Source organism: Microbacterium dauci (assembly GCF_030065535.1).
In the GTDB taxonomy this organism is placed as follows: Bacteria; Actinomycetota; Actinomycetes; order Actinomycetales; family Microbacteriaceae; genus Microbacterium; species Microbacterium dauci.
Genome location: NZ_JASJND010000003.1, coordinates 34,074 through 60,235, shown reverse-complemented (window position 1 = coordinate 60,235; position 26,162 = coordinate 34,074). Strand labels below are relative to the sequence as shown.

Genomic DNA, 26,162 nt, shown 5'->3' with positions numbered 1-26,162 from the left:
CAAGGTCCCAGCCGTCGGTGGCGCGAATGAGCCTCCCGCACCGCCAGCAAGGGACCGTGCCGCTCTCTACGAGTGGCCTCCATCGCTCCCGCGTCGCAAGATGGTCCTGTCCGTACCCACGTTCCTGGCGTGTTCCGCGCTGTCGTTCGTAGGCGGTTCGATGCGCGACGCACTTGCTCCCGGACGGCACAGGGGTCGGGCAACCAGGGACTGAGCACACTCGCATTTGCCGGTCTGCGCCTAGGCGTTGGAGTACAGGGCCGCAGCCGGCGAGGGAGTGTCGTCGGCGATGTCGTCGATCATCTGGTCGGTGTAGCGGATGAGCTCCTCGGGCTTGTTCTCGCCGTAGTCCAGGCCGCGTTGCATGTCTTCGGCGACGTTGGACTGGAAGTGGACGAGGTCAGACAGGTCCTTCAGGTCAGTCCCTGCCGTCGGGTGCCGATCGCTGTGGGCTTCGATGAGCTTCTCCCATCCGAAGGTGAGTGCGCGGCCGACGATCGCTGCGGCGAGGACGTCGTCTCCACTGCGGTGAGCGGACCGCAGGAGCTCTTCAGCGTGATGCTTGTCGTCTCGTCCGAGGCGGGATGCTCGGTCTTGTGCGTCGCGGTAAGCGATGAGGCTGGTGGGGTCTTTCGCGTACTGGCCGAAGATCTTGCGTTCGAGGTCGGACCGCGTCTTCTCGAGGGCGGCCTGTTCGCGGCGGTCGAGGTCGCGGATGGTGTCTCGAGTGGTGCGATAAACCTTCGCGATCTCGCGCGACTTGCCCGTGCTCGAGAGCGATTGGTTGCTCCGGATCTCGCCGAGCATGGCGGTCTGGTTCGCACGCGCCTTGGCCGCGGCGTCGCGGAGCGTGGTGATTGTGGTGTTCAGCTGTGTGAGTGCCATGTCCCCTTCTTTCATGTGCGCCGGTGTGCGGCGATGTAGGTTTTCGCGTCGTCTGCTCGGATCAGCCATGTCGGGTTCTTCTGCGCCGGGAGTGCTCCGGTCTGGCAGTCGAGTCGGATGGTTCGTTCGGCACGTGTCTTTCGTGTTGCGAGGTGGATCTGTGTGACCGTCCACCACTCACGTTCCTCTGATGCCGGGTCTTGCCGCTGTTCCTTGCCGATCGCGGCAGGGGAGTGGAAGGCGCATTGCGTGATCGCGTTGAGCACCTGCCATCCCTGGGTGGACGAACTCATCTGAGTCCGCTTCTCGCCAATGCCGAGCAGTGCGTAGGCGATCCGGGCGGCCTGGGGCGTGAGGACGATCGATCCTTCGGGGATGCCTGTGATCATCGGTCGCCCCTTTCTTGTGGGCTGAGCGGTTCTCGTCGCGGCTCGGTGATGTCGATGGTGGGGGAGTCATCTGCGCGGAGCTGCTCGTAGTACCGCCCCAGTTCGCGCGCGAACGCTTGCGGGTCGTTCCAGGTGCGGGTGAGTTCGTCGAAGTTCTCGGGCTTGGGAGCGCCGAAATGGTTGAGCTTCACTCGGCACCTCCCGCAGGCGCGAGCTCGTAGTAGACAGGCGCGTCCGGTGTGTCGGTGAGGTGGACGCTCCACCACCCCGCGGCTGACCCTGGCGGCTCGTAGTACGCGTGGATCTCGCATCCGTGGCTGACGATGACTTCCCGAGGGACGAGGTTGTGGTCGACGTAAACGTTCATGCCACGTCCTCTCGGACGCTGCATCCGCTGCAATATCCAGACACCGGGTCAAAGCGGTGGACATGTGGGGGAGCCGGCTTCCGCGGCGGCCTCCACGCATCCGCCGCTCGGCGCGCTTCGCCGCACGCACCGCAAGGTGTGCTCGTGCCGTTCGGGTGTCTTTCGCAGAATCGGGAGGGGCCGCTCTCCTCCTGATTCTCCTTTCCTCCTCTGGGGCCGTCTGAGGGTGCCCCATTCGACGGCTGAGGGTGCCCTGTTTCGACTCTGAGGGTGCCCTGTTCGGGGTTATTCACAGCACCGTCAGGGTGCCCCGTCGGCGAATCGGGGGTGTCTGAGGGTGCCCCGTCGCGGATGACGGCGAGTGCGTTGTTGCTACCGTCGAGCAACCGGTAGCGAGCGCTTCTGCCCGGTGCTGGACGCCCGACCAATTCGATGAGACCCCAGGCCTGCAGGCGGGTCAACGCTTGCTTGACCGCTTTGTAACCTGCCGCGGTGCGAGGTGCAGCGAGGGCGTCGGCCAGCGAGTCCCTGCCCCCGTAGAAGGTAGGAGCGGGCGAGTCGTCCATGGCCGTGACTGCCATGAAGGTGAAGAGCCGAACCGGGGCGTGTTCGCGCACCGAGTGATGACTTGCAGCGCGGAAGGCCGCCTTGACAAGACCGGCCCCCATCATGACGCCTCCGATCCGCGAGATTCCGAACAGGTCGGAGTAGAATCGGGGGAGATCAGCCCGCCAGCCAGATCTTCGAGAGCCGTCCCGATGGGGCGGTTTTCGTTTGCGCTCAAAGGGCGTCACCGCCCGAGTACTGCAGTGGTCGGCCTGAATGCTGTAGCGAGGTCAGATTCACGCGGATGAGTCGCGGACCGAAGCGTTCCGCGTGGATCTCGCCGTCAGATATGCGGCGTCGGATTGTCTTCTCGGACACGTCGAGCAACGATGCGGCGGTGGCGATGGTTCCCCACTGGGGAGATTGGGTCGGAATGGGCATGGGAGTCCTTCGACTCCCGGCGGCCCTGCGTCAACCCGGATTCGTCATTCCATGACGGGCAGTTGTCTAGAACAAAGATACACCCAGGTTGGGACAGGACCGCCCAGGCGGCCCCTCAGACGACCCGGCGTGTTGGTGATCCTGGACTGCCCAACTCAATGTCGGCGAACTCAAGAGTCCTCCGTGTGTGATCACAGGTCAGGACGAAGTTGATCGCAGCGCTGACCATCCCCGCCTGCTCGCGCCAGCGTCGGTCGCCGTCCTCAGTGTTGGCGGCTCGGCCGGCGGCGTTCGACTCGATCTCGTTTAGAGAGTCTGACAGCTTGTATCGCGGCTGATGAAATGCGGGTCCACTCGGGGTTTCGAAGATTGTGAGCAGCAGGCAGCCATTTTGGCAACGCGCTACGAACCGGCTCACGCTCTTGAGCGCACGGCGAGACCGCAGGAGGTGGAAGTAGGCGAGCGCGTGCTGATGCTGTTCATCACGTAGAGAAAGCAGTTCGATGAATCGACTGATCTCGCCTTCGTCTGAGTTCATCGAGTCGGACTCCGATACGTCTTGCCGTCGAGTCCGGTGACTAGTCGCGTAGCCGGCGGCTCGACATCTGGTGGGAATGCGACCAGGCGCGGCCGGCCCGAGATCCGCATCGCCGTGATCTTCAGTTCACCTCGCGCTTCGAGCGCGTTGGCGGCTCTGCGGATCGCATTCTGCTCCGCAGCAGTGTGGTCTTCGTGGGTCAGGACAACCGCGTCACCGGCCGCAACGCGCTCGAGCAACTGTCGTTGCCATCGTCCTGGTCCTCGCGACATCTTGTCCTCCTGCTCTAAGTGTTGTGCTGGGGCGATTGTGCCCAGCACAACACTTACGGCGTGTCCCTCAGGCAGGAGTCGAACCTGCGACCCGACGGTTAGAAACCGTCCGCTCTATCCACTGAGCTACGGAGGGTGGTGGGGTACGCACGGTACGCGTACCCCGTCGTCAGGCGTCTGCGAGCCTCAGGAGATGCTCGTCGACGCCGACCTGTCTTCTCACGGCGAGGCCGACGTGCTGACGGTGGAACTCCCGCACTCTCGCCTCGACCTGGTCGACGATGGAGCGGAGGTTGGCGAACTCGCGATCCAGTTCGGCCGCGAGTGCCGGGGTGCTGTTCGTGTTGATCTCCCACGGTCCGATATCAATCGTGATGTGCCAGTCGTCTTCGCCCGGATCGTTCCAGTGCGACACGCTCACCTCGACGGTGCTCTCCTCGGCGATCGCGTCGAAGGTCATGTGGTGGACGTTGGACCGGACGTGATTCGGGTCGGTGTCCTCGCACCACTCGGCAACGGGGCACTGGCCGTTCACGCGGCATCACCCCACTCGGACTCGACGGCATCGATCGTCAGCGCGTCGATGTCGGTTTCGAGGTAGAAGACAGCGCGAAGCGTCGGGCGGTAGTAGGACGGCCCCTGACGACGCTGCCTCAGCTCGGCCAAGCGTTTCACTGTCAGGTGGGGGATTCGCTCGGCGACCTGCTCCGGGGTGAGCCAGGTGGGGGCGTTCGCGGGAGTACCGGCCCGTTTTGCCATCTCGGCCTCGACAAGGTCATCGGCGGCAGCGAACAGCGCCGGGTTGGCCATGCGAGCCTCGAGCTCCGTGGCGCTGACCATCAGGCGCCTGCTTTCGAAGCGCGCGCGACTGCGTCGGCTGCATCGTTGAAGCTTCGTGCGTACTCGCGGAGGTCCGCTTCAGTGGGGTTGAGGTCGTCCGCCTTGAAGTAGAGCACTACGAGGCCGTCGTCGGCCGCGCGCACTTCGCCGGCGCGCCAGATAGCTGCGGTCCCGAGCTGGACTTCGCCCCAGGTTCCGTCGTACGCGATCCCGACAGAGCCGTCGCCCTCGAAGTACAGGTCGATCTCGGTAGTCCAGTCCGGCGCGATCTGGAGGATCTCGGGGTGCACCCGAATCCAGTCGAGGTGTTCAGCCTTCGGGACTGTAATTGCTGACAAGCGGGTATCGTTCGTAATGGTCATCAGGACTCCCTAGTTCTTGACCTCGCCCTCGTTCGAGCTGCAACTCGAGCGGGGGCACTTTCGTGGCGGCGGGCGCCGCCACGTCATGCGAGTTCGGACATCCGCCTCGCAAGTTCTTCATCGCGGCCAGCAGTGTGCTGGTAACGCATCGCGGCGACCACGGTCGAGTGACCGAGCCGCGCCTGCAACTCCTTCAACGTCGCGCCGGCGACAGCCGCTTTCGTCGCCCCGTAGTGACGCAGGCCGTGCCACGGGAGGTCGGGTCTCTTCGCCGCCACACGCGCCGGATTCCAGTGCCGGTAGAACGCTGACTGCCCGAGGTGGCCAGCACCATCCGTTGCGGGGAAGAGGAGCGACTCAGGGCCGGCCGCGACGTGGTCCCGCAGGTGAGCGATCACGATGTCGTTCACGTGAGGCGGGAGAACGATGCTCCGCACACCCGCCTCGGACTTCGTTGGACCGACCACGAACCCTTGCCCGGTGACCTGCGTGACACCTCGCGAGACGTTCACGACCACAGCCTTCTCGCCGTTGTCGCTCTCGAGCACGTCGATGTCTTTGCGCCGCAGTTCGGTGAGCTCGCCGTAGCGAACGCCGCTCCAAGCAGCCATGACGACCGCGGCCTTGAACCGGGGGGTGATCGTGTCGATGATCTTCTGCAGTTCCGCGGACGTCGGGGGAGTGACCTTGCGGCCTGTCGACGCGGATGCAGCGCCACGAACTTGGCACGGGTTGATCTTGATGCGACCGTCGGCCACCGCGGTCGTGAGGATCGATTTGAGGAGCTCGTACGAGCGCGCGGCCTGCGTCTTCGTCCCGGACTTCACGAGCCCCGAGTACCAGTTTCGGACGCCCTCAGACGTGATGGCAGACAGGCGCAACCCAGCGAAGGGAAGGAGTGGGCCAGCGACAAGTCGACGGTACTCGGCGGCGGTGCGAGGACGAAGGTGCTCACCGTGCCTATTAGTACGTGTGCTGATCCAGCCCTCCGCGTACTCGGCGAACGTGGCTGTGCGCCCGCGCTTGGACTGCTCCGCCAGCTCGGTGACTCCGCGGGACCATTCGCCGGAGAGGATCTGTGCCTGCTGTCCGACGAGCCACCCTCGCGCATCGGTCAACGTGTCGAAGGTCTGAGGGGCGTTGTGGCGCTCACCATCGGGCCCGACGTAGGAGGCCTGGATGCGGCCGCTCGGGAGCTTCCGAATCGCCCCGAACGATTCTCGTCGCTTGCGCTTCGCCATGCCCCGTCACCTCCCCGTCGTGCAATACCGTGCAATATCTCGTGGGTTCCTGTGTCCACTTGTGGTGTCCAGTGACGTTAACACTGGATCGCTTCTAACCGCAAGAATACGGGGCAGAATGCCATGTCTATGGGCGAGATGAGGCGTGTCGCCCAGTAGCGCGGATACAGTTTCGATCCCAGTATCGCGCACACGGAAGAAACCCTCGGCTCGCCGGGGGTTTTCGTGTTTCACGGGCCCGACACAGTTGCCTGCCAGACTGACGGCATGACCACCGCCCGCATCATCGTCCTCTTCGTGCTCGCCGCCATCGCGGAGATCGGCGGTGCTTGGCTCATCTGGCAGGCCGTCCGTGAGAACCGTGGCTGGCTCTTCGCGCTCGCGGGGATCGTCGCACTCGGCGCGTACGGCTTCATCGCGGCGCTGCAGCCCGACGCGAACTTCGGGCGGGTGCTGGCCGCGTACGGCGGCGTGTTCGTCGCTGGCTCCCTTGCATGGGGGATCGTCGTCGACAAGTTCACGCCGACCCTCTGGGACTACGTGGGCTCGGGCGTCGCACTCCTCGGCGCGGCGATCATCATCTTCGCGCCGGTCGCGCGGACGGATTTCGAGTGACGAACCACCGTCGCCCGCGGCATCCGGCGTAGGCTCACGGCATGGCGCACCTCGTACTCACCGTCGTCGGCGATGACCGGCCGGGACTCGTCAATGCACTCGCGGAGCAGGTGACCGCGCACGGCGGGAACTGGGAGCGCAGCGAACTCGCCGAGCTCGCCGGCGCCTTCGCCGGGATCGTGCTCGTCGATATCCCGGACGACCGTGTCGCGGCGCTCACGGACGCGCTGTCGTCGCTCGACGGAATGCTCCGCGTCACCATCCACGGCGGCCACCCGACGGACGCGGCGCCCGCCGCAGTGCGCTCGCTCGAGGTGACCGTCCTCGGCAACGACCGCCCGGGGATCGTTCGCGACGTGTCGGCCGCGATCGCGGGCCATGCCCTCAGCATCGACACCTTCCGCAGTCGCACCCTCGAGGCGCCGATGGCGGGCGGCACGCTGTTCGAGGCGACGGTTGCTTTCCGTGTCCCGGCTGATACGGATGCCGCTGCAGTCACGTCCGCGCTCGAGCAGCTCGCCGGCGAGATCCAAGTCGACCTCACCGTCGCGTGACGGTGAGCGCGGCGTCGATCCGCAGCGGGCTCCGCCGCATCGCCGACCCGGCGCGCGCCGCGGGCCAGCAGGCGTACATGAAGTCTGCGCTCCCGTTCTTCGGTGTGCGCGTGCCCGAGGTGCGGCGTCTCGTGCAGCAGCTAGACCTCTCACAGGACGTCGATGCGCTCCTGGTGCTCTCCCGCGAGCTCTGGGATGGCGCGACGCATCGCGAGGAACGCTACGCGGCGATGATGCTGCTCGCTGGGCGACCTGTCCGTGGGGATGCGCGGATCGTGCCGCTCATCGAGCACATGGTGCTCACCGGTCGATGGTGGGACATCACCGATGAGCTGAGCGGCCGCATCCGCGAGCTGCATGACGCCGACGCGGCATCCACTCGAGTACTCGTTCTCCGGTGGAGCACGCACGATGATCTTTGGCTGCGTCGGCTCGCGATCCTCTCGCAACTCGGTCGACGTGACCGCACCGACCGTGACCTTCTCGCTGCTGTCCTCGAGCCCAACCGCGGCGACGGCGAGTTCTTCATCCGGAAAGCGATCGGATGGGCGCTCCGTGATCTCGCCCGCGCCGATCCCGAGTGGGTCGAGGCGTACGTGGCGTCGCACCCATTGCGTCCGCTGAGTCGACGCGAGGCGCTGAAGCACCTCTGACGGGGCGGCATCCGTCGGGCCGGTGCAGGGCCGATAGGATTCACAGCGAGCCACTTTCTGGAGATGTTCCTTTGACTGATGTGATCGCGCCGGCGGATGTCGCACTTCCCGCCGATGGATTCGCCCTCTTCCCCGATCGTTCCGTCGTCGCGCTCCGCGTGCGCGGTGAGCTGAAGGATCTCGCCACGACGATCGACGACCTCGACGGCGTCGAGGCGGTCACCGCGTCGAGCCCGGACGGGTTGAACATCCTGCGGCACTCGACCGCGCACGTGCTCGCACAGGCCGTGCAGAGGGTCCGCCCCCAGTCGAACCTCGGCATCGGCCCCTTCATCACCGACGGCTTCTACTACGACTTCGGCGTCGACGAGCCGTTCACGCCCGAGGACGTCAAGGCCATCAAGAAGGAGATGGAGCGCATCGTCCGCGAGGGCCAGCGCTTCGTCCGCCGCGTCGTCACCGAGGTCGAGGCGAAGGCCGAGCTCGCAGACGAGCCGTTCAAGCTCGAGCTGATCGATCTCGCCGGTGGACCCGGTTCCGGAGCGGATGCCGCAGAGGGTGCCTCCGTCGAGGTCGGCGCCGATGAACTCACCATCTACGACAACGTGAACCGCGACGGCGAGACGGTATGGAAGGACCTCTGCCGCGGACCGCACGTGCCCGGCACCCGGATGGTCGGCAACGGCTGGGACCTCACCCGCGTCGCGGGCGCCTACTGGCGCGGCAGCGAGAAGAACCCGCAACTGCAGCGCATCTACGGCACCGCCTGGCCGACGAAGGATGAGCTGCGTGCGTACCAGCAGCGCCTCGAGGAGGCCGCGAAGCGCGACCACCGCAAGCTCGGCAAGGACCTCGATCTCTTCTCGTTCCCGGACGAGATCGGCCCCGGCCTCTCGGTGTTCCACCCCAAGGGCGGCATCATCCGGTACGAGATCGAGCGCTACATGCGCGAGCGGCTGCTCGCCAACGGCTACGAGGTCGTGAACACGCCGCACATCACTAAGGGCGACCTCTTCATGACGAGCGGACACCTGCAGTGGTACGCCGACGGCATGTACCCGCCCATGGTGCTCGACGAGGTGGTGGATGCCGACGGGCACGTCTCCCGCGAGGGCCAGGAGTACTACCTGAAGCCCATGAACTGCCCGTTCCACAACCTGATCTTCCGCTCGCGCGGCCGCAGCTACCGTGAGCTGCCGCTGCGACTCTCCGAGTTCGGGTCGGTCTACCGCTACGAGAAGAGCGGCACGCTCGCGGGCCTCACCCGTGTGCGCGGCATGACGCAGGACGACACCCACATCTACGTGACCGCCGACCAGGTCAAGGGCGAACTCGAGCACAGCCTCGAGTTCGTGCTCCAGACCCTCCGCGACTACGGTCTGAACGACTTCTACCTCGAGCTGTCGACGAAGGAAGACGGCAACCCGAAGTTCATCGGCGACGAGACCCTGTGGGCCGAAGCGACACAGACGCTCCGCGAGGTCGCCGAAGGCTCCGGCCTCGAACTCGTGCCCGACCCGGGCGGCGCGGCCTTCTACGGGCCGAAGATCTCGGTGCAGGCCCGCGACGCGATCGGCCGCACCTGGCAGATGTCGACCATCCAGCTCGACTTCAACCAGCCCGAGCGGTTCGAGCTCGAGTACACCGGCCCGGACGGCGAGAAGCACCGGCCGGTCATGATCCACCGCGCCCTCTTCGGGTCGATCGAGCGGTTCTTCGCGATCCTGCTCGAGCACTACGCCGGCGCATTCCCGGTGTGGCTCGCCCCCGTCCAGGTCGTCGGCATCCCCGTCGCCGAGGAGTACGCCCCATACCTCGACGGCATCATCGCGCAGCTTCGCGCCGCCGGCATCCGTGCCGAGGTCGACCACTCCGACGACCGCATGCCGAAGAAGATCCGCACCCACACGACCCAGAAGGTGCCGCTGCAGTTGATCGCGGGGGAGCAGGACCGCTCCGGCGAGACGGTCTCGTTCCGTTTCCGCGACGGCTCGCAGACCAACGGCATCCCAGTCGCCGACGCGATCGCGAAGATCGTCGACGCAGTTCGCGCTCGCACGCTGGTCAACACCGCAGAGGACCTCGCGTGACCGACGCCACGGAACACCCGCTCGAGGACGCCGCCACGCTGGCAGGCGTGCCCGACGGCTTCCAGCGGCTCTGGACGCCGCACCGCATGGCGTACATCCAAGCCGGCCCGGAGCCGCTCAAGCACGATTGCCCGTTCTGTGCGGCGCCGGGCAAGAGCGACGAAGAGGGACTCATCGTCGCGCGCGGCGAGACGGCGTATGTACTGCTCAACCTGTTCCCGTACAACTCGGGTCACCTGCTGGTGTGCCCGTACCGTCATTTCTCGACGTACGACGAGGCCACGCCCGAAGAGGTCGCCGAGATCGGCGCCCTGACGCAGGTTGCGATGCGCGTCCTCCGCGATGTCGCCCGCTGCGACGGCTTCAACCTCGGCATGAACCAGGGTGAGGTCGCCGGAGCAGGGGTCGCCGACCACCTGCACCAGCACATCGTCCCGCGGTGGGCGACTGACGCGAACTTCTTCCCGATCATCGCGAAGACGAAGGCGCTCCCGCAGCTCCTCGGCGACGTGCGCGACGCGATCCAGGGCGGCTGGCCGATCATCTGACCCGCTGCACGGCATGCGTCAGCGATCGTCGGGTCCTCCCACCGGGCGATCCGTGTGATCCTTCCACTGGTTCTCGGTGGCACGCGTCGCGGCAGGGTGGTGACCCCTAGCGTCGACGCATGATCATCGACTCAGGTTGGGGCTTCATCTCGCTCGCCACACTGCGGTGGGGTGACACGATGGGAACTGCCGCGCGGCAGTTCGTGGTGCTCGGAGACCACCATTGGTGGTTCTACGGCACCAAGGACCTCGCCACTGATCCGCGGCAGGATCCCAGCGCCTGGGCACAGGAAGTTCTCTCCCACGCCGATGAGGACTATGTGCGGTATCTCGCCGTCGTCATGGAGGTCCCGTCCGCGCGAATCGACTACCCGGAACCGCGGCGCCTCACACCCGGGACCGGCCCAACCCCGTCCCCCGCGCCATCCGACGCGGAGGGTTCCGTGCATGCATAATGAAAGCATGCCGAACATCCTCGTGCGAGACCTGCCTGCGGAGACGCACGCGGAACTCGTGCGGCGCGCGCAGTCGCGCGGGCAATCCCTGCAACAGTTCCTCGCCGACGAACTCGGCCGACTTGCAGCACGTCCTCCGGTCGAGGAGTTCTGGACGCGAATCGGCCATCGGCGCGGCGGCAGGATCGGGCTCGAGGACGCGGCGGAGATCGTGCGCGCAGGTCGCGACGCATGATCGTCGTTGACGCCAGCGTCATCGTGAATGGGCTCGCAGACGACGAGGTCGACGGCCGGATCGTTCGCGACCGGCTCGCCAGCGAGGACATGATCGCGCCCGCGCTTCTCGACGTCGAGGTCCTGTCCGTTCTTCGCCGAAAGTGGCTCAGTGGCGACATCGACGACGCGCGATTCGACGCCGCCGCCCGCGATCTCGTCGCGTTGCCCGTCCAGCGCTATCCAATGGTGCCGCTCGTACACCGAGCGGTACAGCTCCGGTCGAACCTGACGGCGTACGACGCGATGTATGTGGCCCTCGCTGAGGCTGTCGGGTCGACACTTGTCACCGGTGATCGCCGATTGGCCGCTGCTCCGGGCCTGCGTTGTACGGTGGAGCTCCTCAGCGGACCTGCGTGACCTCGAACTGCATCCGCGGGTGGGCATAGGTCTCCTGCGACTCGATGAGCTGGAGCTCGCGAGCCCCGGCGTCGAAGGTGGTCTGCAGCAGATCGAAGACGCTCGACGTCGTCTTCGCGAGCGCTGATGCCGCGTCGCCGGTCTCCCGGAAGTGCGCGGTGAACAGTGCCGCAGTGACGTCACCCGAACCGTTCGCCTTCATCGGGATCTTCGGCGTGCGGACGATCCAGGCGCCGGCATCCGTCACGGCGAGCATCTCGATCGTGCCCTCCGGACGGTCGGGGCGCTCGACGCTCGTCACCAGCACGGTCGAAGGGCCCATCGCGCGGGCGGCGTCGGCGGATGCGAGCGTTGACTCGAGGTCGCCGGGGTCGGTGTCGGTGAGGAAGCCGAGCTCGAACTGGTTGGGCGTGATGAGGTCTGCGGCCGGGACGACGCGCTCGCGCAGCAGGACCGGGATCGCGGGTGCGACGAAGCATCCGCTCTTGGCATTGCCCATGACCGGGTCGCAGGCGTAGATCGCGTCGGGGTTCACGGCCTTCACCCGGGCGACCGCGTCGAGGATGACGTCGGCGATGCCCTCGCCGCCCTGGTAGCCCGAGAGGATCACGTCGATGTCGGGGAACGCGCCGCGCTCCTCGATGCCGGTGATGACGTCCGAGACGTCCGAAGGACTGATGAGCGGGCCGCGCCACGCGCCGTACCCGGTGTGGTTCGAGAAGTTCACGGTGTAGACCGGGAGGACTTCGACGCCGATCCGCTGCAGGGGGAAGACCGCGGCGGAGTTGCCGACGTGACCATACGCGACGGCGGACTGGATCGAGAGGATCTTCACGGGCGGGACTTCACTTTCGAATCGGCGCGAGCGATCGCGCGGCAGCGGCGACGTCGGCGGCGAGCCGCTCGGCATCGGTGTCGGACAGGTCGTGGACGGTCAGCCGCAGGTGGTGGGCGGCGTCCTCGTCTCGGAGCACGAACTCCTCGCCAGGGCGGGCAAGCCATCCGCGGCGCATGAGTTGCTCCGCGACCGCGCGACCAGGACCGGGGACGGGAACCCAGACGCTCAGGCCATCGCCGGCGGTCGTCGGCACGCCGCGCGACGTCAGCGCAGCGGCGAAGGCGAGGTTTCGCGTGCGGTAGTGGTGAGCGGCATCCGCGATCTGCGCCGTGACCTCGGCGTCGGTCACCAGGGACACGACGAGCCGTTGCAGGAGGTGGCTGACCCACGTCGAGCCGGGGCTCAGGCGCTCCGCGAGTCGAGCCGCGGTGTCGGGGTCGCTCGCCGTGACGGCGAGGCACATGTCGGGACCGAGGAACTTGGAGACCGAGCGGATCAGCGCCCAGCGTCGGTGCGTCTCGCTGACGATCGAGTGGAACGGCGCGCTCGAGAGCATCGAGAAGTGGTCGTCCTCGATCACGAGGACGTACGGGTGGGCGGCGAGCACGTCGCGAAGCGCCGCTGCTCGCGACGCGGTGAGGCTCACCCCGGTCGGGTTCTGCGCGCGAGGTGTGCAGACGATCGCGCGCACGCCGGCGTCGAGCGCGGCGCGGAGTCCATCGACCGTCATCCCCTCGGCGTCGACGGGGACGGCGAACGGGCGGTAGCCGCCGACGCGGACTGTGCGCTGCGCTGACAGGAAGCACGGGTCTTCGAGGCCGACCGCGTCGTCGCGCGTCAGGGATCCCGCGAACAGTCGCTCGAGCGCGTCGACGGCACCGCCGGTGATCGTGAGGCGTACGTCGTCGCGGTGGGGCAGGTCGGCGGTGATCCACTCGGCAGCCCAGCGCTCGAGGCCCTGATCGATCGTCGGCTCGCCGTAGAGGACCGGTCGTCCGGCGAGGGTTGCCAGCGCGGCACTCGGATCGGGGATCCGAGCTGCGTCCGGATTTCCCGTTCCGACGTCACGGAGGACGGTGTCGGCGGCGAACCCCTCCTGTGCCACGACTGATCGCGCGGCGACGCGCGTGCCAGCGCGTCCTGCGGTCTCGACCGTGCCTGCGACGGCGAGCTGCCGGTAAGCGGCGACGACGGTGTTGCGGTTCACGCCGATCGCGTCGGCCAGCGTACGGACCGGTGGGAGCGGTGCGCCCGGCGCGAGCATGCCGCGGTCGATGAGCGAGCGGACGCTCTCGGCGATCTCGGCGGCGGTGTCGCCGGTGATCGCGAGGAGCTCGTTCGTCATACCTCCGAGTCTATGTCCGAGACATGCTAGCTTTTGGCCTATGCCAACGAACTCAACCGGAACGGGGCGCGTCAAGCGCGGCCTCGCCGAGATGCTCAAGGGCGGCGTCATCATGGACGTCGTCACCCCCGACCAGGCCAAGATCGCCGAAGATGCCGGTGCCGTCGCCGTCATGGCGCTCGAGCGCGTTCCCGCCGACATCCGTGCGCAGGGCGGTGTCTCGCGCATGAGCGACCCCGACATGATCGACGGGATCATCGAGGCCGTCTCGATCCCGGTGATGGCGAAGGCTCGCATCGGGCACTTCGTCGAGGCCCAGGTGCTCCAAGAGCTCGGCGTGGACTACATCGACGAGTCCGAGGTGCTCTCGCCCGCCGACTACGTGAATCACATCGACAAGTGGGGCTACACGGTCCCCTTCGTCTGCGGTGCGACGAACCTGGGCGAAGCGCTCCGCCGCATCACCGAAGGCGCGGCGATGATCCGCTCCAAGGGCGAGGCCGGCACCGGCGACGTCTCCGAGGCGATGAAGCACATCCGAAAGATCCGCGGCGAGATCGCGGCGCTGTCGTCGCTGTCGAAGGACGAACTCTACGTTGCGGCGAAGGAGCTGCAGGCGCCGTACGAGCTCGTCGCGGAGGTCGCCGAGACCGGCGCGCTGCCGGTCGTCCTGTTCGTCGCGGGTGGTGTCGCGACGCCGGCGGATGCCGCGATGATGATGCAGCTCGGAGCCGACGGCGTCTTCGTCGGGTCGGGCATCTTCAAGAGCGGCAACCCCGCCGAGCGCGCTGCCGCGATCGTCAAGGCGACGACCTTCTTCGATGACCCGAAGGTCATCGCCGACGTCTCGCGTGGCCTCGGTGAAGCGATGGTCGGGATCAACGTCACCGACCTGCCCGCACCGCACCGTCTCGCCGAGCGCGGCTGGTGAACGCACCTCGGGTCGGGGTCCTCGCGCTGCAGGGCGACGTGCGCGAGCACGCCCGCGTGCTCGGGGACCTCGGCGCCGAGGTGGTGCTCGTGCGGCGCCCCGAGGAGCTGGCATCCGTCGACGGCCTCATCCTGCCGGGCGGTGAGTCGAGCGTCATCGACAAGCTCTCCCGGTCGTTCGGGATGCAGCAGCCGATCCGCGCCGCGATCAGCGAGGGGATGCCGGTGTACGGCACATGCGCCGGGATGATCCTCCTCGCGGACCGGATCCTCGGCGGCATCGACGGCCAGCAGACCTTCGGCGGCCTCGACGTGACGGTCCGCCGCAACGCGTTCGGCGGGCAGACCGAGTCGTTCGAGACCTTCCTCGACGTCCCTGCGCTCGGCCCGGAGCCGGTGCCGGCCGCCTTCATCCGCGCGCCGCTGGTCGTCGAGGTCGGCGATGGGGTCGAGGTGCTCGCGCGCGTGCCCGAAGGTGCGGTCGCGGTCGAGCAGCGGAACCTCCTCGCCACCGCGTTCCACCCCGAGGTGAGCGGCGAGCACCGGTTCCACCGGCGCTTCCTCGAGCTCGTCCGCGCAGCCTGACCATCTCCGCCCTCGGGCGCACGGCGGCGCGCGACTAGACTGGATCTCGCGTTTTTCGAGAGGAGTCCCGTGAGCGGACATTCCAAGTGGGCCACCACGAAGCACAAGAAGGCCGTCATCGACGCGCGCCGTGCCAAGTCGTGGGCGAAGCTCATCAAGAACATCGAGGTCGCCGCGAAGCTCGGCGGCCCCGACCTGCAGGGCAACCCGACGCTCTTCGACGCCGTCCTCAAGGCGAAGAAGACCTCGGTCCCGAAGGACAACATCGACCGCGCGGTGAAGCGTGGCGCCGGCATCGGCGGCGAGTCCGTCGAGTACACCTCGATCATGTACGAGGCCTACGGCCCGAGTGGTGTCGCCCTGATGGTCGAGTGTCTGACCGACAACAAGAACCGCGCCGCCGCCGAGGTGCGCACCGCGCTCTCGCGCAACGGCGGCACGCTCGCCGACCCGGGCTCGGTGGCGTACAACTTCTCCCGCAAGGGCGTCATCGTCGTCTCGAGCGAGGGCACGTCCGAGGACGACGTCATGATGGCGGCGCTCGAGGCCGGCGCAGAGGAGATCGAGCCCCACTCCGAGGGCTTCGAGATCGTCACCGAAGCATCCGATCTCGTCCAGGTGCGCACGGCGCTCACCGACGCGGGCATCGAGTACGAGTCGGCCGACGTCGAGTTCGTGCCCAACCTCAAGGTCGAGATCGACGCCGAGACGGCGCGCAAGATCTTCCGCCTGATCGACGCCCTCGAGGACAGCGACGACGTCCAGAACGTGTTCGCAAACTTCGACCTCACGGCCGACGTGCAGGCCGAGCTCGCCGAGGACGGCGAAGAGTAACCGCCGCCAGCGCGCCTCGAGCGGATGCCACGGCCCCACGCCTAACGTGGGGGAGTGGCATCCGCTCTTCGCGTTCTCGGCATCGACCCCGGCCTCACCCGTTGTGGTGTCGGCGTGGTCGACGTGCGACGCGACCGGAGTGCCTCGCTGGTGCACGTCGGCGTCGTGCGCAGCGATCCGTCGATGCCGATCGAGGAGCGGCTCGCGGCCATCGCGGGCGGCATCCGTTCGGTGTTGCGCGACCACGCTCCGGACGTCGTCGCCGTGGAGCGGGTCTTCGCTCAGCACAACCGCAGCACGGTCATGGGCACGGCGCAGGCGAGCGGCATCGCGCTGATGCTCGCGGGGGAGCACGGCTTGCCGGCCGCCACCCACACACCGTCCGAAGTGAAGGCGGCGATCACCGGGTACGGCAGCGCCGACAAGCTGCAGGTGCAGACGATGGTCGCGCGCGTGCTCCGTCTCGACGCCCTGCCGCAGCCGGCGGATGCCGCCGACGCGCTCGCACTCGCACTCTGTCACGCGTGGCGTCGCGGTGTCGCGCCCGGCGGCTCGAGCGAGACGCTGACCCCCGCGCAGCAGGCCTGGGCGAACGCGGAGCGCGTCGCTCGCCGTTGAGCAGCGCGGCGAGCGTGTCGCTCGAACATACGTCCGAATCGTCGCATAGGGTCGGAACATGATCTCCTCACTGCGTGGCCGTGTGCTGCATCTCGAGCCGGATGCCATCGTCCTCGACGTGCACGGCGTCGGCTACGCCGTCGCGGTGACCGCGCAGCACGCCCGGACCATCCACCTCGGCGACGAGGTGTTCGTGCATACCTCGCTCATCGTCCGCGAGGACTCGATGTCGCTCTTCGGCTTCGAGGACCGCTCCACGCTCGATCTCTTCGGTCATCTCCTGAGCGTCTCGGGCGTCGGCCCCAAGTCCGCGCTCGGCGTGCTCTCGTCGCTCACGGTCGACCAGGTGGCATCCGCCGTCGCGGACGAAGACGACGCGCCGTTCCGCCGAGTGTCGGGCATCGGGCCGAAGACGGCGAAGCTCATCGTCGTGCAGTTGGCGGGCAAGCTGACCATGCCGACCCGAGTGGATGCCGCGACCGGCCAGGTCGGCGCGGGACTGGCCGCGCAGGTCGTCGCGGCGCTCGTCGCACTCGGGTGGAGCGAGCGTGTCGCGGCCGAAGCGACGGACGCCGTCCTTTCGGATGCGCCATCTGCGGCGACGGTGCCGGCGTTGCTGAAGCTCGCTCTCGCGTATCTCGGCCCCGCCCGCAAGGAGCAGTCACGTGTCTGAGGTCCGTGGCGACGCGCAGGACGAGACCGAACTCGCAGTCGAGGGTGCGCTGCGACCCGGCTCGCTCGCGGAGTTCGTCGGTCAGACCAAGGTCCGCGGACAACTGCAACTGCTCTTGGATGCCGCGCGCATCCAACAGCGACCGGCCGATCACATCCTGTTGTCGGGCCCGCCGGGACTCGGCAAGACCACGCTCGCGATGATCGTCGCGCACGAGAGCGAGAAGCCGCTCAGGTTGTCGAGCGGCCCCGCGATCCAGCACGCCGGCGACCTGGCGGCGCTGCTGTCCAGCCTCGTGCCGGGTGAGGTCTTGTTCATCGATGAGATCCACCGGATGGCACGGTCCGCCGAGGAGATGCTGTACCTCGCGATGGAGGACTTCCGGATCGACATCATGGTCGGGAAGGGCGCCGGCGCGACCAGCATCCCGCTCGACCTCGCGCCGTTCACGCTCGTCGGCGCCACGACCCGCTCGGGCATGCTCCCGAACCCGCTCCGCGACCGGTTCGGGTTCACCGCCCACCTCGAGTACTACGAGCCGAACGAACTCGAGCAGGTGATCGCCCGGTCCGCGTCGATGCTCGACGTCGACCTGCCGCCGGTCTCCCGTGCCGAGATCGCGCGCCGTTCGCGGGGGACGCCTCGGATCGCGAACCGGTTGTTGCGTCGCGTCCGCGACTACGTCGTCGTCCACGGCGGGTCGTCGTCCGCGGCCACGATCGGCGATGTCGCCGCCGCGCTCGAGTTGTACGACGTCGACGACCTCGGCCTCGACCGACTCGACCGCGCCGTCTTGGACGCGCTCGTGCGCCGGTTCCGCGGCGGGCCCGTCGGCCTCAACACCCTCGCGGTCGCGGTCGGAGAGGAAGCGGACACGATTGAATCGGTCGTGGAGCCCTATCTGGTGCGCATCGGATTCACCGAACGCACGCCGCGCGGCCGAGTCGCCACCCGGGCCGCGTATGCTCACCTGGGTGTGCCCCGCCACGACGGGGCGCTCGCACTCGATGACCTATAATCGCTGAGGGCCATCGGCCACCCCTCCTCTTCGTCGCGTCGCTGCGACATGCTCTCCCGAAAGGCGGACTCTGGTCCATGAACTTCCTCGCGCAGACCACTGAGCAGGCGACCGGCGGCAACTTCTTCGCCGACTACGGCCTTCTGATCCTGCTGGCGGCACTGCTCGTCTTCATGTTCTGGAGCTCGCGTCGCCGGACCAAGAAGATGAAGGAGGAGCAGGAGAAGAAGGCCCTCCAGATGCTCCCCGGCGTCAAGGTCCTGCTCCAGGGCGGGCTCTACGGCACCATCGTCGAGTACGACGCCGAGGACCTTTCGAAGTCGGCGCGCGTGGAGCTCGCCCCCGGCACGGTCATCGAGGTGCACAGCCAGGCGATCCTCCGCGCAGTCGAGCCCGAGGCTGAGGTCGAGGACGAGGTCGTCCCCGGCGACGACGTCATCGAGTCGCGCACCGAGACCGATGCGCCGGCCGAGTCGACCGCCGTCGATGCCACGGAGGCGCCTGCCGCGTCCGAGCAGCCCGACGCGGACGACAAGCCCAAGGCCTGACCCTTCGCCGCTTCGGCGGCTTCACGACGAAAGCGCTTCTCCGTGGCCACTTCCACCCCTGTTCGCCGCGCATGGCGCGCCCTCATCGGACTGGTCGCGCTCACCGCGGTGCTGTTCGGGATCAACGCCGCAGGCGTCTACCTCTTCGGCAAGAGCTCGTGGCTCCCCGAGCTTGCCCTCGACCTGCAGGGTGGGACGCAGATCATCCTCGAAGCCCAGGGCGAGGAGGGCGCTCAGCCCACGCCCGAGCAGATGGAGCAGGCGGTCTCGATCATCCGTCAACGCGTCGATGCCTCGGGTATCGGCGAGACCGACATCACGACGCAGGCCGGCAACCAGATCGTCGTGCAGTTGCCCGGTCAGGCCGACGAGGAGACCCGCGACCGCATCGAACGCTCCGCGCAGATGCAGCTGCGTGCGGTGCTCTTCACCGGTGCGCCGGCAACCTCATACGTGGGCGAGGACGGCGAGGAGACGCCCTACCCGACGCCCGACCCCACGCTGAACGCGACGCCCACTCCGGCTCCCACCGGCGGCAGCGACCTCGCCTGGGTGACCGACGCTCTGTATGCGGAGTTCCTGAGCTACGACTGCGCGGACGAGGCGAACCAGCCGGCCGAAGAGCCCGCCGACCAGCCGCTCATCACGTGCGACCCCGACAACTCGGCGAAGTACATCCTGGGCCCTGTCGAGCTCGACGGTTCCGCGATCAACGACGCGACCAACGGCATCAACCAGACGAACGGCCAGTGGGCCGTCAACATCGTCTTCGACGGTGAGGGCACCGAGGTCTTCGGGGAGATCAGCCAGCGCCTCTTCAACCTGCAGTCGCCGCAGAACCAGTTCGCGTTCGTGCTCGACGGTGTCGTGATCTCCGCGCCCTCGATGAACGCGGTGATCGTCGACGGCAAGCCGCAGATCACCGGCAACTTCGATCAGGACACGTCCAAGGTCCTCGCCGACCAGCTGAAGTACGGCGCCCTGCCGCTCAGCTTCGAGGTCCAGAGCAGCAACTCGATCTCGGCAACGCTCGGCTCGCAGCAGCTGCTGATCGGTCTCGTCGCCGGCCTCATCGGCCTCGCGCTCGTCGCGATCTACTCGCTCAGCGTGTATCGCGCCCTCGGCTTCGTGATCATCGCCTCGCTCGCGGTCATGGCGGTCCTCACCTACATCACGCTCTGCATTCTCGCCTGGCGTATGGGCTTCCGCCTGTCGCTCGCCGGCGTCGCGGGCCTCATCGTCACGATCGGCTTCACGGCGGACTCGTTCATCGTCTACTTCGAACGCATCCGAGATGAGCTGCGCGACGGCAAGTCGATCACCAGCGCCGTCGAAGATGGCTGGGCGCGCGCGAAGCGCACGATCTACATCTCGAAGTCGATCAACATCCTCGCCGCCGTCGTGCTCTACATCCTCGCGGATGCCACGGTGAAGGGCTTCGCGTTCACGCTCGGCCTCACGACCCTGATCGACATCCTCATCTTCATCGCCTTCACGCACCCCGTGCTGCAACTGCTGGCGCGGACGCGCTTCTTCGGTGGCGGGCACCCGCTCTCGGGGCTCGACCCGAACGCGCTCGGTGCGGTGTACCGCGGTCGTGCGCAGTTCCGTGCACCGGCGCCGGCCGTCGGCAAGACCGCCGCCGCCAAGCGCTCGTCGCGATCGCGTGGTGAGGCGGAGCGCCGCCAGACGATCGCGGAGCGCAAGCTCGCCGAGCGATCCGATACCGACACGTCGGGGGAGGGGAACGCCTGATGCGCTCCATGAACGAGTTCGGTAACGACCTCTACACCGGCAAGGTGTCGTTCCCCTTCGTGGGACGGCGCAAGTTGTGGTTCCTGATCGCGGCGATCCTGGTGATCGGCTCGGCCCTCGTGCCGTTGTTCCGCCCCATCCAGTTCTCGATCGAGTTCACCGGCGGCTCGCAGTTCACCGTCAACGACGTCGCGTCGCCCGACCAGCTCATCGCGAGCGAGACGATCGAGTCGGTCGTTCCGGGCGCGACGACCAAGGTCGCCACCATCGGCGAAGACGCGCTCCGCATTCAGACCGATCAGATGACGGATGCCGAGACCCGTGAGGTCACTGCGGCACTGGCATCCGCGTTCGAGGTCGACGGCGACAGCGTCAGCTCGTCGTTCATCGGCCCGAGCTGGGGCGACAGCGTCACGCGTCAGTCGCTCTGGGGTCTCGCGATCTTCCTCGCGCTGACATTCGTCATCCTCGCGCTGTACTTCCGTACCTGGAAGATGTCGGTCGCGGCGATGATCGGCCTCGTCGACGTGCTCATCGTCACGGTCGGCGTCTATGCGCTGTTCGGCTTCGAGATCTCACCCGCGGCGGTGATCGGCTTCCTCACGATCCTCTCGTACTCGCTGTACGACACCACGGTCGTCTTCGACAAGATCCGTGAGAACACCTACGAGGACGGCGAGAAGTCGGGGCGCACCTTCGGCGAATCGGTGAACCTCGCGGTGAACCAGACGCTGATCCGCTCGATCAACACGACCGTCGTCGCGATCCTCCCGACCGGAGCGATCCTGTTCATCGGTGCGCTCTGGCTCGGTGCACAGACGTTGACCGACATCTCGCTGTCGATCTTCGTCGGCACGATCGTCGCGGCATACTCGACGCTCTTCGTCGCAGCCCCGCTGTACTCGCTCCTGCGCGAGAACGAGGGGTCGCTGAAGGCGCGCGACGCGCGTGTGCTCGAGGCCCGTTCGGCCGCTGCCCTGTCGGCCTGAGCACGATGCGGGCGGGCGTAGGATTGTCCAAATCCACACGCGCGCGTGCTTCGACGGGAGGTGACCAGATGGCTGAAGCGGTCACCCCGACCGGCTCCGCCTCGGGCGGGCAGTCGCTGCGCCGACTCGTTCCGCGTATCTTTTCCCGTGCCCCTTCCCGGGACGCGCTCGAGGAGCTCATGCGGACGGTGCGCACGCACCACCCGAAGGGCGACATCACCGTCATCGAGCGGGCGTACCGTGTCGCCGCCAAGGCGCACGCGTCGCAGAAGCGCCAGAGCGGCGAGCCGTACATCACGCACCCGCTCGCGGTGGCGCAGATCCTCGCCGAGCTCGGTCTCGGCCCGCGCGCGATCGCCGCTGCGCTCCTGCACGACACCGTCGAGGACACCGACTACGAGATCGACCAGCTGACGGCCGACTTCGGTGACGAGGTCGCGATGCTGGTCGACGGCGTCACCAAGCTCGACAAGGTCAAGTACGGCGATGCCGCGCAGGCGGAGACCGTCCGCAAGATGATCGTCGCGATGTCGAAGGACATCCGTGTGCTCCTCATCAAACTCGCCGACCGACTCCACAACGCGCGGACGTGGGGCTTCGTCCCGCCGCACAAGGCGGAGAAGAAGGCCCGCGAGACGCTCGAGATCTATGCACCGCTGGCGAACCGCCTCGGCATCCAGGCCGTGAAGAGCGAACTTGAGGACCTCTCGTTCGCCGTCCTCCACCCGAAGCTCTACGCCGAGATCGAATCGCTCGTCCGGCAGCGGACGCCGCAACGCGAGGAATACGTCCACACCGTCATCGACTCGGTGGATGCCGACCTTCGTGAGCTCCGCATCCGTGGCCGCGTCATGGGTCGTCCCAAGCAGCTCTATTCCGTCTACCAGAAGATGGTCGTCCGAGGTCGCGAGTTCGACGACATCTACGACCTCATCGGCATTCGTATCCTCGTCGGCACGGTGCGCGACTGTTACGCCGTGCTCGGTGCGATCCATGCGCGATGGACGCCGCTTCCCGGACGGTTCAAGGACTACATCGCGACGCCGAAGTTCAACCTCTACCAGTCGTTGCACACGACGGTGATCGGACCTGGCGGGCGCACCGTCGAGATCCAGATCCGCACGCATGAGATGCACCAGCATGCCGAGTACGGTGTGGCGGCGCATTGGAAGTACAAAGAGCAGATGGCCGGCGGCAAGAGCGACCCGCGCGCCGTCGACCAGGACATGGCGTGGCTCGCGCACATCTCCGACTGGCAGGCCGAGACCGCCGACCCGGGCGAGTTCCTCGACTCTTTGCGCTTCGAGATCGGCGCCAAAGAGGTCTACGTCTTCACGCCGAAGGGGCGCGTCATCGGGCTGCCGTCCGGTGCGACGCCCGTCGACTTCGCATACGCAGTCCACACCGAGGTCGGGCACCGCACGATGGGCGCGAAGGTCAACGGCCGCCTCGTCCCGCTTGAGACCACGCTGAACTCGGGTGACGTCGTCGAGGTCTTCACCTCGAAGAACCCCGATGCCGGCCCGAGCCAGGACTGGCTCGCGTTCGTGCGCAGCACCCGCGCGCGGAACAAGATCCGCGGGTGGTTCACGAAGGAGCGCCGCGAGGAAGCTGTCGAGCAGGGCAAGGACGCGATTGCGCGTGCGATGCGCCGCCAGAACCTTCCGCTGCAGCGACTGATGAGCCAGGACTCCTTCACGGCAGTCGCGCATCAGCTTCGCTACGAGGACGTCACTGCGTTGTACGCTGCGGTCGGCGAGGGGCACGTCTCCACGCAGTCCGTGATCGAGAAGGTCACGGCGCTCGTGCGCGCCGAGGAGGAAACGGCAACGACCGGCCCGATCGAGCTCCCCGCGCTGGGGCGCTCGAAGGCGCCGCGCGGCGGCGACTCCGGCGTACTCGTCCGCGGCGCGCCCGACATCCTCGTCAAGCTCGCCAAGTGCTGCACACCGGTGCCGGGAGACGAGATCGTCGGCTTCGTGACGCGGGGGAGCGGCGTGTCCGTGCACCGTGCGGACTGCACGAACGTGGTTGCGCTCGAGGACCAGCCCGACCGGATGATCGACGTGTCGTGGGCGCCCACCTCGAAGAGCGTGTTCCTCGTCCACATCCAGGTCGAAGCGCTCGACCGGTCGGGGCTGCTCAGTGACATCACGCGCGTGCTCAGCGAGCACCACGTCAACATCCTGTCGGCGTCGGTGCAGACCACGAGCGATCGGCTCGCGATCAGCCGCTACGTGTTCGAGATGGGCGACACCGTCCACCTCGACCGCGTCCTCAACGCAGTGCGCCGCATCGACGCCGTCTACGACGTGTACCGAGTCACCACGTCCTGACGCGCGCGGAGCGCACTGAGCGCCGCCCGCTTGTGGTGGACGGGACCGGATGCCGCGAGCCAACCGAGCGCGGCATCCAACAGGTCCGGTCGCCACGTCAGCAGCGCATCGAGGGTCGCCCCGTCGCCGCTCCGCGCGACGTCGACGACCGTCCGTACCGGCGTGGTGACCTGAACGCCGGCGATCGACTCGAGGTCGCCCGGCGGGACGACGAGGTCTCGCACGTGGACGCGGACGTCGATGGGCAGCCGTGCCCGGCGGTCGGACGCGCGTTGCACGGAGTGGACGAGCGGCGGTTCGGCGAGTGCGCCGTGCACCCACGCCGCGCTCGCGTGGGTGGCTGCACGCGTGTCGCCGACCACTCGGCGCAGTGACCCGGCGCGCAAGTCGCGTGTCTCGACGGCATCGGCCGGCATGTACGCCTCGCCGACCTCGATCAGGTCCCCGTCGAGTCGCGCCGCCGTGAGCTCTGCGCCGGACAGTCGGTCGCCGGCGAAATAGAGGAAGGGCCACATGGTGGCATCCTCCCGCGACCGACGGCGGCGCGGGAGCGACGTCCGTCAGCTGTGGAGAACGGTCAGCCGCCGAGGGCGCGCAGCCAGCCCTTGCGGGCTTCGAGCGCGTCCTTCGCCTTGGCGATAGCGGCCTTGTTCTTCGTGGCTTCTGCGGCAGCGAGCTCGGCCTCGAGCTTGGTGATCGCGTCCTGGAGCTGGCTCGTCATGTCGTTCTGGCGAGCCTTGGTCTCGGGGTTGTCGCGCTTCCACGCCTCGTCCTCGCGCTGCTTCAGCGCGGTTTCGATCTTGCGGAGCTGGTCGTCGAGACCGCGCTCGGCCTCGCGGGGGAAGATCCGACCGATCTCGTCCCACTTGCGCTGGAGTCCGGTGAGGAGCGTGCGCGCCTTCGCATTGTCGGATTCCTTCGCGACCGCGGCGGCCTCGTCGAGGATCGCGCGCTTGGCCTCGATCTTCTCCTTCGAAGCCTCGGTGTCGGCGGCCTCGCGTTCGACACGCGCGCCGTAAAGCACGTCACCGGCGGCCTTGAAGCGCGCCCACAGGGCGTCGTCGACCTTCTTGCCGGCGCGGCCGGCGGTCTTCCACTGATCGAGCAGGCTGCGGTACGCGCCGATGCCGTCCTCGCCCTGCGTCGAAAGGGCCTCGGCACGTTCGATGAGCCGCGTCTTCGCGTCGCGGGCCGACTTGTGCTGCTCGTCGAGCCCCGCGTAGAACTCGCGGCGGTGCTTGTCGACGATCGCACGGGCGTCGCGGAATCGCTTCCAGAGCTGCTGGCCGACTGCCTTGGGCAGGCGCGGGCCGGTGGACTGGTGGGCCTGCCAGCGGGCGAAGAGGTCGCTCACCTCGGCGGACGTCTGCTTCCACTGGATCGAGCGGGGGTCCTTCGCGGCGATCGCCTCGATCTGCGCGACGATCCCCTCACGCTCGGCGACAGCGGCGTCGACGGCTTCGCGCTGCGCCTGCGCCTCTTCGGCGCTCGCTTCGCTGAGGCTCGACTCGAGCGCGTTCAGGCGTGCGTCGAGCGCAGCGAGGTCGCCGACCGCTGCGGCATCCGTCAGCTTCTCGCGGACGGCCTTGGCGGCGCCGCGCAGATCTGATGCGGACGCGCCACCGCGACGGCGGCGGACTTCGAGGAGCGACACTTCGGAGGCCAGATCGGCGTACTTGCGCTCGAAGTAGGCCAGCGCCTCTTCGGAGGTGCCGTCGGGGTACTGCCCGACGACGCGCCACTGCTCGCCCTCACGGACGGAGACGGTGCCGTCGTCGTCGACACGGCCCCAGGGCTCGGTCTCGGCGGCGGATTCAGGAGTGGCGGAAGTCACGGGGTACACCTCGTCGGCGGCGGATGCCGCATGGGGGTCGGATTCGTCGCTCAGCCTAGTACGAGCGCGTACGCGTCGTTCCGGCGGATGACTCAGGGGGTGGGCGTCGGCGTCGGGCTGACCGTCGGCGAGGGGCTCACCGTGGGTGCGGGCGACGTGGTCGGTGTGGGGGTGGACGTCGGAGCGGGCTCGGGGACCGGGGCGCCTGGACCGAGCGTGTAGTAGGCGATCTGGCCGCCGAGGATGGCGAGGATCAGTGCGCCGCCGGCGACACCGGCGATGACGTTGTCGCGACGGCGACGACGCCCGAGCGACTCGTGGAACCGACGGCGCGCGTCGTAGAGGCGTGCCCGCTCCCGCTCCTGCGCGGTGCCGCGCGTCCTTCCGGACTTGCCCGTCGCCACGGCGACCTCCTCTGTCGGTGCCCACC

General features: G+C 67.6%; 33 protein-coding genes and 1 tRNA gene. 18 read left to right on the top strand and 16 right to left on the bottom strand.

Annotated features, from left to right (window positions below):
• Positions 1 to 240: 240 nt before the first annotated feature.
• The 11 genes from QNI14_RS04950 to QNI14_RS04900 form a co-directional block, all read right to left on the bottom strand.
• A complete protein-coding gene (locus QNI14_RS04950) occupies positions 241 to 885 on the bottom strand; it encodes a hypothetical protein (RefSeq protein WP_283715268.1) in 645 nt (214 codons plus the stop codon).
• Positions 886 to 896: 11 nt separating this feature from the next.
• Positions 897 to 1,274, bottom strand: coding sequence for a hypothetical protein (locus tag QNI14_RS04945; protein ID WP_283715267.1), 378 nt, complete (start codon positions 1,272 to 1,274; stop codon positions 897 to 899).
• The gene (locus QNI14_RS04940) at positions 1,271 to 1,465 is read right to left on the bottom strand and encodes a hypothetical protein (protein WP_283715265.1); all 195 of its coding nucleotides are present in this window, start codon (positions 1,463 to 1,465) and stop codon (positions 1,271 to 1,273) included. Before QNI14_RS04940 ends, QNI14_RS04945 begins: the two co-directional genes overlap by 4 nt.
• A complete protein-coding gene (locus QNI14_RS04935; RefSeq protein ID WP_283715264.1) occupies positions 1,462 to 1,641 on the bottom strand; it encodes a hypothetical protein in 180 nt (59 codons plus the stop codon). The genes QNI14_RS04940 and QNI14_RS04935 overlap by 4 nt, the downstream gene beginning before the upstream one ends.
• Before the next feature lie 780 nt (positions 1,642 to 2,421).
• Positions 2,422 to 2,628, bottom strand: a complete 207-nt coding sequence (locus tag QNI14_RS04930; protein ID WP_283715263.1) for a helix-turn-helix domain-containing protein — start codon at positions 2,626 to 2,628, stop codon at positions 2,422 to 2,424.
• 115 nt (positions 2,629 to 2,743) lie between these two features.
• Positions 2,744 to 3,166 (bottom strand): hypothetical protein, encoded by a 423-nt coding sequence (locus tag QNI14_RS04925; RefSeq protein ID WP_283715262.1) that lies wholly within the window; start codon positions 3,164 to 3,166, stop codon positions 2,744 to 2,746.
• A 335-nt stretch (positions 3,167 to 3,501) separates the two neighbouring features.
• Positions 3,502 to 3,574: transfer RNA gene (locus QNI14_RS04920), tRNA-Arg, on the bottom strand.
• A gap of 33 nt (positions 3,575 to 3,607) precedes the next feature.
• Positions 3,608 to 3,898: a hypothetical protein gene (locus tag QNI14_RS04915; protein WP_283715260.1), complete on the bottom strand. Its 291-nt coding sequence runs from the start codon at positions 3,896 to 3,898 to the stop codon at positions 3,608 to 3,610.
• 71 nt (positions 3,899 to 3,969) lie between these two features.
• Entirely contained in the window at positions 3,970 to 4,278 is a 309-nt protein-coding gene (locus QNI14_RS04910; RefSeq protein ID WP_283715259.1) for a hypothetical protein, read from the bottom strand.
• Positions 4,278 to 4,640: a hypothetical protein gene (locus tag QNI14_RS04905; protein WP_283715258.1), complete on the bottom strand. Its 363-nt coding sequence runs from the start codon at positions 4,638 to 4,640 to the stop codon at positions 4,278 to 4,280. Before QNI14_RS04905 ends, QNI14_RS04910 begins: the two co-directional genes overlap by 1 nt.
• A gap of 83 nt (positions 4,641 to 4,723) precedes the next feature.
• Complete coding sequence (locus QNI14_RS04900; protein WP_283715257.1) at positions 4,724 to 5,881, bottom strand: tyrosine-type recombinase/integrase; 1,158 nt, start codon at positions 5,879 to 5,881, stop codon at positions 4,724 to 4,726.
• Between the two features lie 267 nt (positions 5,882 to 6,148).
• Between QNI14_RS04900 and QNI14_RS04895 the strand changes: the two genes are divergently transcribed.
• The 8 genes from QNI14_RS04895 (at position 6,149) to QNI14_RS04860 (ending at position 11,429) form a co-directional block, all read left to right on the top strand.
• Positions 6,149 to 6,496, top strand: coding sequence for a YnfA family protein (locus QNI14_RS04895; protein ID WP_283715255.1), 348 nt, complete (start codon positions 6,149 to 6,151; stop codon positions 6,494 to 6,496).
• A gap of 41 nt (positions 6,497 to 6,537) precedes the next feature.
• Positions 6,538 to 7,050: a glycine cleavage system transcriptional repressor gene (locus tag QNI14_RS04890; RefSeq protein WP_283715254.1), complete on the top strand. Its 513-nt coding sequence runs from the start codon at positions 6,538 to 6,540 to the stop codon at positions 7,048 to 7,050.
• Positions 7,051 to 7,052: 2 nt separating this feature from the next.
• The gene (locus QNI14_RS04885; RefSeq protein WP_283715253.1) at positions 7,053 to 7,703 is read left to right on the top strand and encodes a DNA alkylation repair protein; all 651 of its coding nucleotides are present in this window, start codon (positions 7,053 to 7,055) and stop codon (positions 7,701 to 7,703) included.
• A gap of 71 nt (positions 7,704 to 7,774) precedes the next feature.
• Complete coding sequence (gene thrS, locus QNI14_RS04880; protein WP_283715252.1) at positions 7,775 to 9,793, top strand: threonine--tRNA ligase; 2,019 nt, start codon at positions 7,775 to 7,777, stop codon at positions 9,791 to 9,793.
• Positions 9,790 to 10,341, top strand: a complete 552-nt coding sequence (locus QNI14_RS04875; RefSeq protein ID WP_283715251.1) for an HIT family protein — start codon at positions 9,790 to 9,792, stop codon at positions 10,339 to 10,341. The genes thrS and QNI14_RS04875 overlap by 4 nt, the downstream gene beginning before the upstream one ends.
• Positions 10,342 to 10,460: 119 nt before the next feature.
• Positions 10,461 to 10,796 carry a hypothetical protein gene (locus QNI14_RS04870; protein ID WP_283715248.1) on the top strand — a complete coding sequence of 112 codons (336 nt, stop codon included), beginning with the start codon at positions 10,461 to 10,463 and terminating at the stop codon, positions 10,794 to 10,796.
• A gap of 7 nt (positions 10,797 to 10,803) precedes the next feature.
• Positions 10,804 to 11,031 (top strand): FitA-like ribbon-helix-helix domain-containing protein, encoded by a 228-nt coding sequence (locus QNI14_RS04865; RefSeq protein WP_283715247.1) that lies wholly within the window; start codon positions 10,804 to 10,806, stop codon positions 11,029 to 11,031.
• Positions 11,028 to 11,429 (top strand): type II toxin-antitoxin system VapC family toxin, encoded by a 402-nt coding sequence (locus QNI14_RS04860; protein ID WP_283715245.1) that lies wholly within the window; start codon positions 11,028 to 11,030, stop codon positions 11,427 to 11,429. Before QNI14_RS04865 ends, QNI14_RS04860 begins: the two co-directional genes overlap by 4 nt.
• On the opposite strand, the gene pdxY is transcribed toward QNI14_RS04860, so the two are convergent.
• Together pdxY and QNI14_RS04850 are read right to left on the bottom strand one after the other, a co-directional pair.
• Complete coding sequence (gene pdxY, locus QNI14_RS04855; RefSeq protein ID WP_283715243.1) at positions 11,413 to 12,264, bottom strand: pyridoxal kinase PdxY; 852 nt, start codon at positions 12,262 to 12,264, stop codon at positions 11,413 to 11,415. The genes QNI14_RS04860 and pdxY overlap by 17 nt on opposite strands.
• Before the next feature lie 10 nt (positions 12,265 to 12,274).
• Positions 12,275 to 13,612, bottom strand: coding sequence for an aminotransferase class I/II-fold pyridoxal phosphate-dependent enzyme (locus tag QNI14_RS04850; protein ID WP_283715242.1), 1,338 nt, complete (start codon positions 13,610 to 13,612; stop codon positions 12,275 to 12,277).
• Between the two features lie 40 nt (positions 13,613 to 13,652).
• Here QNI14_RS04850 and pdxS point away from each other — a divergent pair, with 40 nt between their 5' ends.
• The 10 genes from pdxS (at position 13,653) to QNI14_RS04800 (ending at position 23,898) form a co-directional block, all read left to right on the top strand.
• Entirely contained in the window at positions 13,653 to 14,543 is an 891-nt protein-coding gene (gene pdxS, locus QNI14_RS04845) for a pyridoxal 5'-phosphate synthase lyase subunit PdxS (RefSeq protein ID WP_283715239.1), read from the top strand.
• Positions 14,540 to 15,127 (top strand): pyridoxal 5'-phosphate synthase glutaminase subunit PdxT, encoded by a 588-nt coding sequence (gene pdxT / locus QNI14_RS04840; RefSeq protein WP_283715238.1) that lies wholly within the window; start codon positions 14,540 to 14,542, stop codon positions 15,125 to 15,127. Before pdxS ends, pdxT begins: the two co-directional genes overlap by 4 nt.
• 69 nt (positions 15,128 to 15,196) lie before the next feature.
• Positions 15,197 to 15,961 carry a YebC/PmpR family DNA-binding transcriptional regulator gene (locus QNI14_RS04835; RefSeq protein ID WP_283715236.1) on the top strand — a complete coding sequence of 255 codons (765 nt, stop codon included), beginning with the start codon at positions 15,197 to 15,199 and terminating at the stop codon, positions 15,959 to 15,961.
• A 54-nt stretch (positions 15,962 to 16,015) separates the two neighbouring features.
• Positions 16,016 to 16,579, top strand: coding sequence for a crossover junction endodeoxyribonuclease RuvC (gene ruvC / locus QNI14_RS04830; protein ID WP_283715235.1), 564 nt, complete (start codon positions 16,016 to 16,018; stop codon positions 16,577 to 16,579).
• 58 nt (positions 16,580 to 16,637) lie between these two features.
• A complete protein-coding gene (gene ruvA / locus QNI14_RS04825) occupies positions 16,638 to 17,252 on the top strand; it encodes a Holliday junction branch migration protein RuvA (protein WP_283715233.1) in 615 nt (204 codons plus the stop codon).
• Positions 17,245 to 18,270, top strand: coding sequence for a Holliday junction branch migration DNA helicase RuvB (gene ruvB, locus QNI14_RS04820; RefSeq protein ID WP_283715232.1), 1,026 nt, complete (start codon positions 17,245 to 17,247; stop codon positions 18,268 to 18,270). The genes ruvA and ruvB overlap by 8 nt, the downstream gene beginning before the upstream one ends.
• Before the next feature lie 77 nt (positions 18,271 to 18,347).
• Positions 18,348 to 18,818 (top strand): preprotein translocase subunit YajC, encoded by a 471-nt coding sequence (locus tag QNI14_RS04815; RefSeq protein ID WP_283715231.1) that lies wholly within the window; start codon positions 18,348 to 18,350, stop codon positions 18,816 to 18,818.
• A 42-nt stretch (positions 18,819 to 18,860) separates the two neighbouring features.
• The gene (secD, locus tag QNI14_RS04810; protein ID WP_283715230.1) at positions 18,861 to 20,573 is read left to right on the top strand and encodes a protein translocase subunit SecD; all 1,713 of its coding nucleotides are present in this window, start codon (positions 18,861 to 18,863) and stop codon (positions 20,571 to 20,573) included.
• Entirely contained in the window at positions 20,573 to 21,562 is a 990-nt protein-coding gene (gene secF, locus QNI14_RS04805; protein WP_283715229.1) for a protein translocase subunit SecF, read from the top strand. Before secD ends, secF begins: the two co-directional genes overlap by 1 nt.
• A 68-nt stretch (positions 21,563 to 21,630) precedes the next feature.
• Positions 21,631 to 23,898 carry a RelA/SpoT family protein gene (locus tag QNI14_RS04800; RefSeq protein WP_283715228.1) on the top strand — a complete coding sequence of 756 codons (2,268 nt, stop codon included), beginning with the start codon at positions 21,631 to 21,633 and terminating at the stop codon, positions 23,896 to 23,898.
• Here the strand turns inward: QNI14_RS04800 and QNI14_RS04795 are convergent.
• The 3 genes from QNI14_RS04795 to QNI14_RS04785 form a co-directional block, all read right to left on the bottom strand.
• The gene (locus QNI14_RS04795) at positions 23,868 to 24,413 is read right to left on the bottom strand and encodes a type IV toxin-antitoxin system AbiEi family antitoxin (RefSeq protein ID WP_283715227.1); all 546 of its coding nucleotides are present in this window, start codon (positions 24,411 to 24,413) and stop codon (positions 23,868 to 23,870) included. The genes QNI14_RS04800 and QNI14_RS04795 overlap by 31 nt on opposite strands.
• Before the next feature lie 62 nt (positions 24,414 to 24,475).
• Positions 24,476 to 25,732, bottom strand: coding sequence for a DUF349 domain-containing protein (locus QNI14_RS04790; RefSeq protein ID WP_283715225.1), 1,257 nt, complete (start codon positions 25,730 to 25,732; stop codon positions 24,476 to 24,478).
• Positions 25,733 to 25,824: 92 nt separating this feature from the next.
• Positions 25,825 to 26,136 carry a dioxygenase gene (locus QNI14_RS04785; protein ID WP_283715224.1) on the bottom strand — a complete coding sequence of 104 codons (312 nt, stop codon included), beginning with the start codon at positions 26,134 to 26,136 and terminating at the stop codon, positions 25,825 to 25,827.
• Positions 26,137 to 26,162 lie beyond the last annotated feature (26 nt).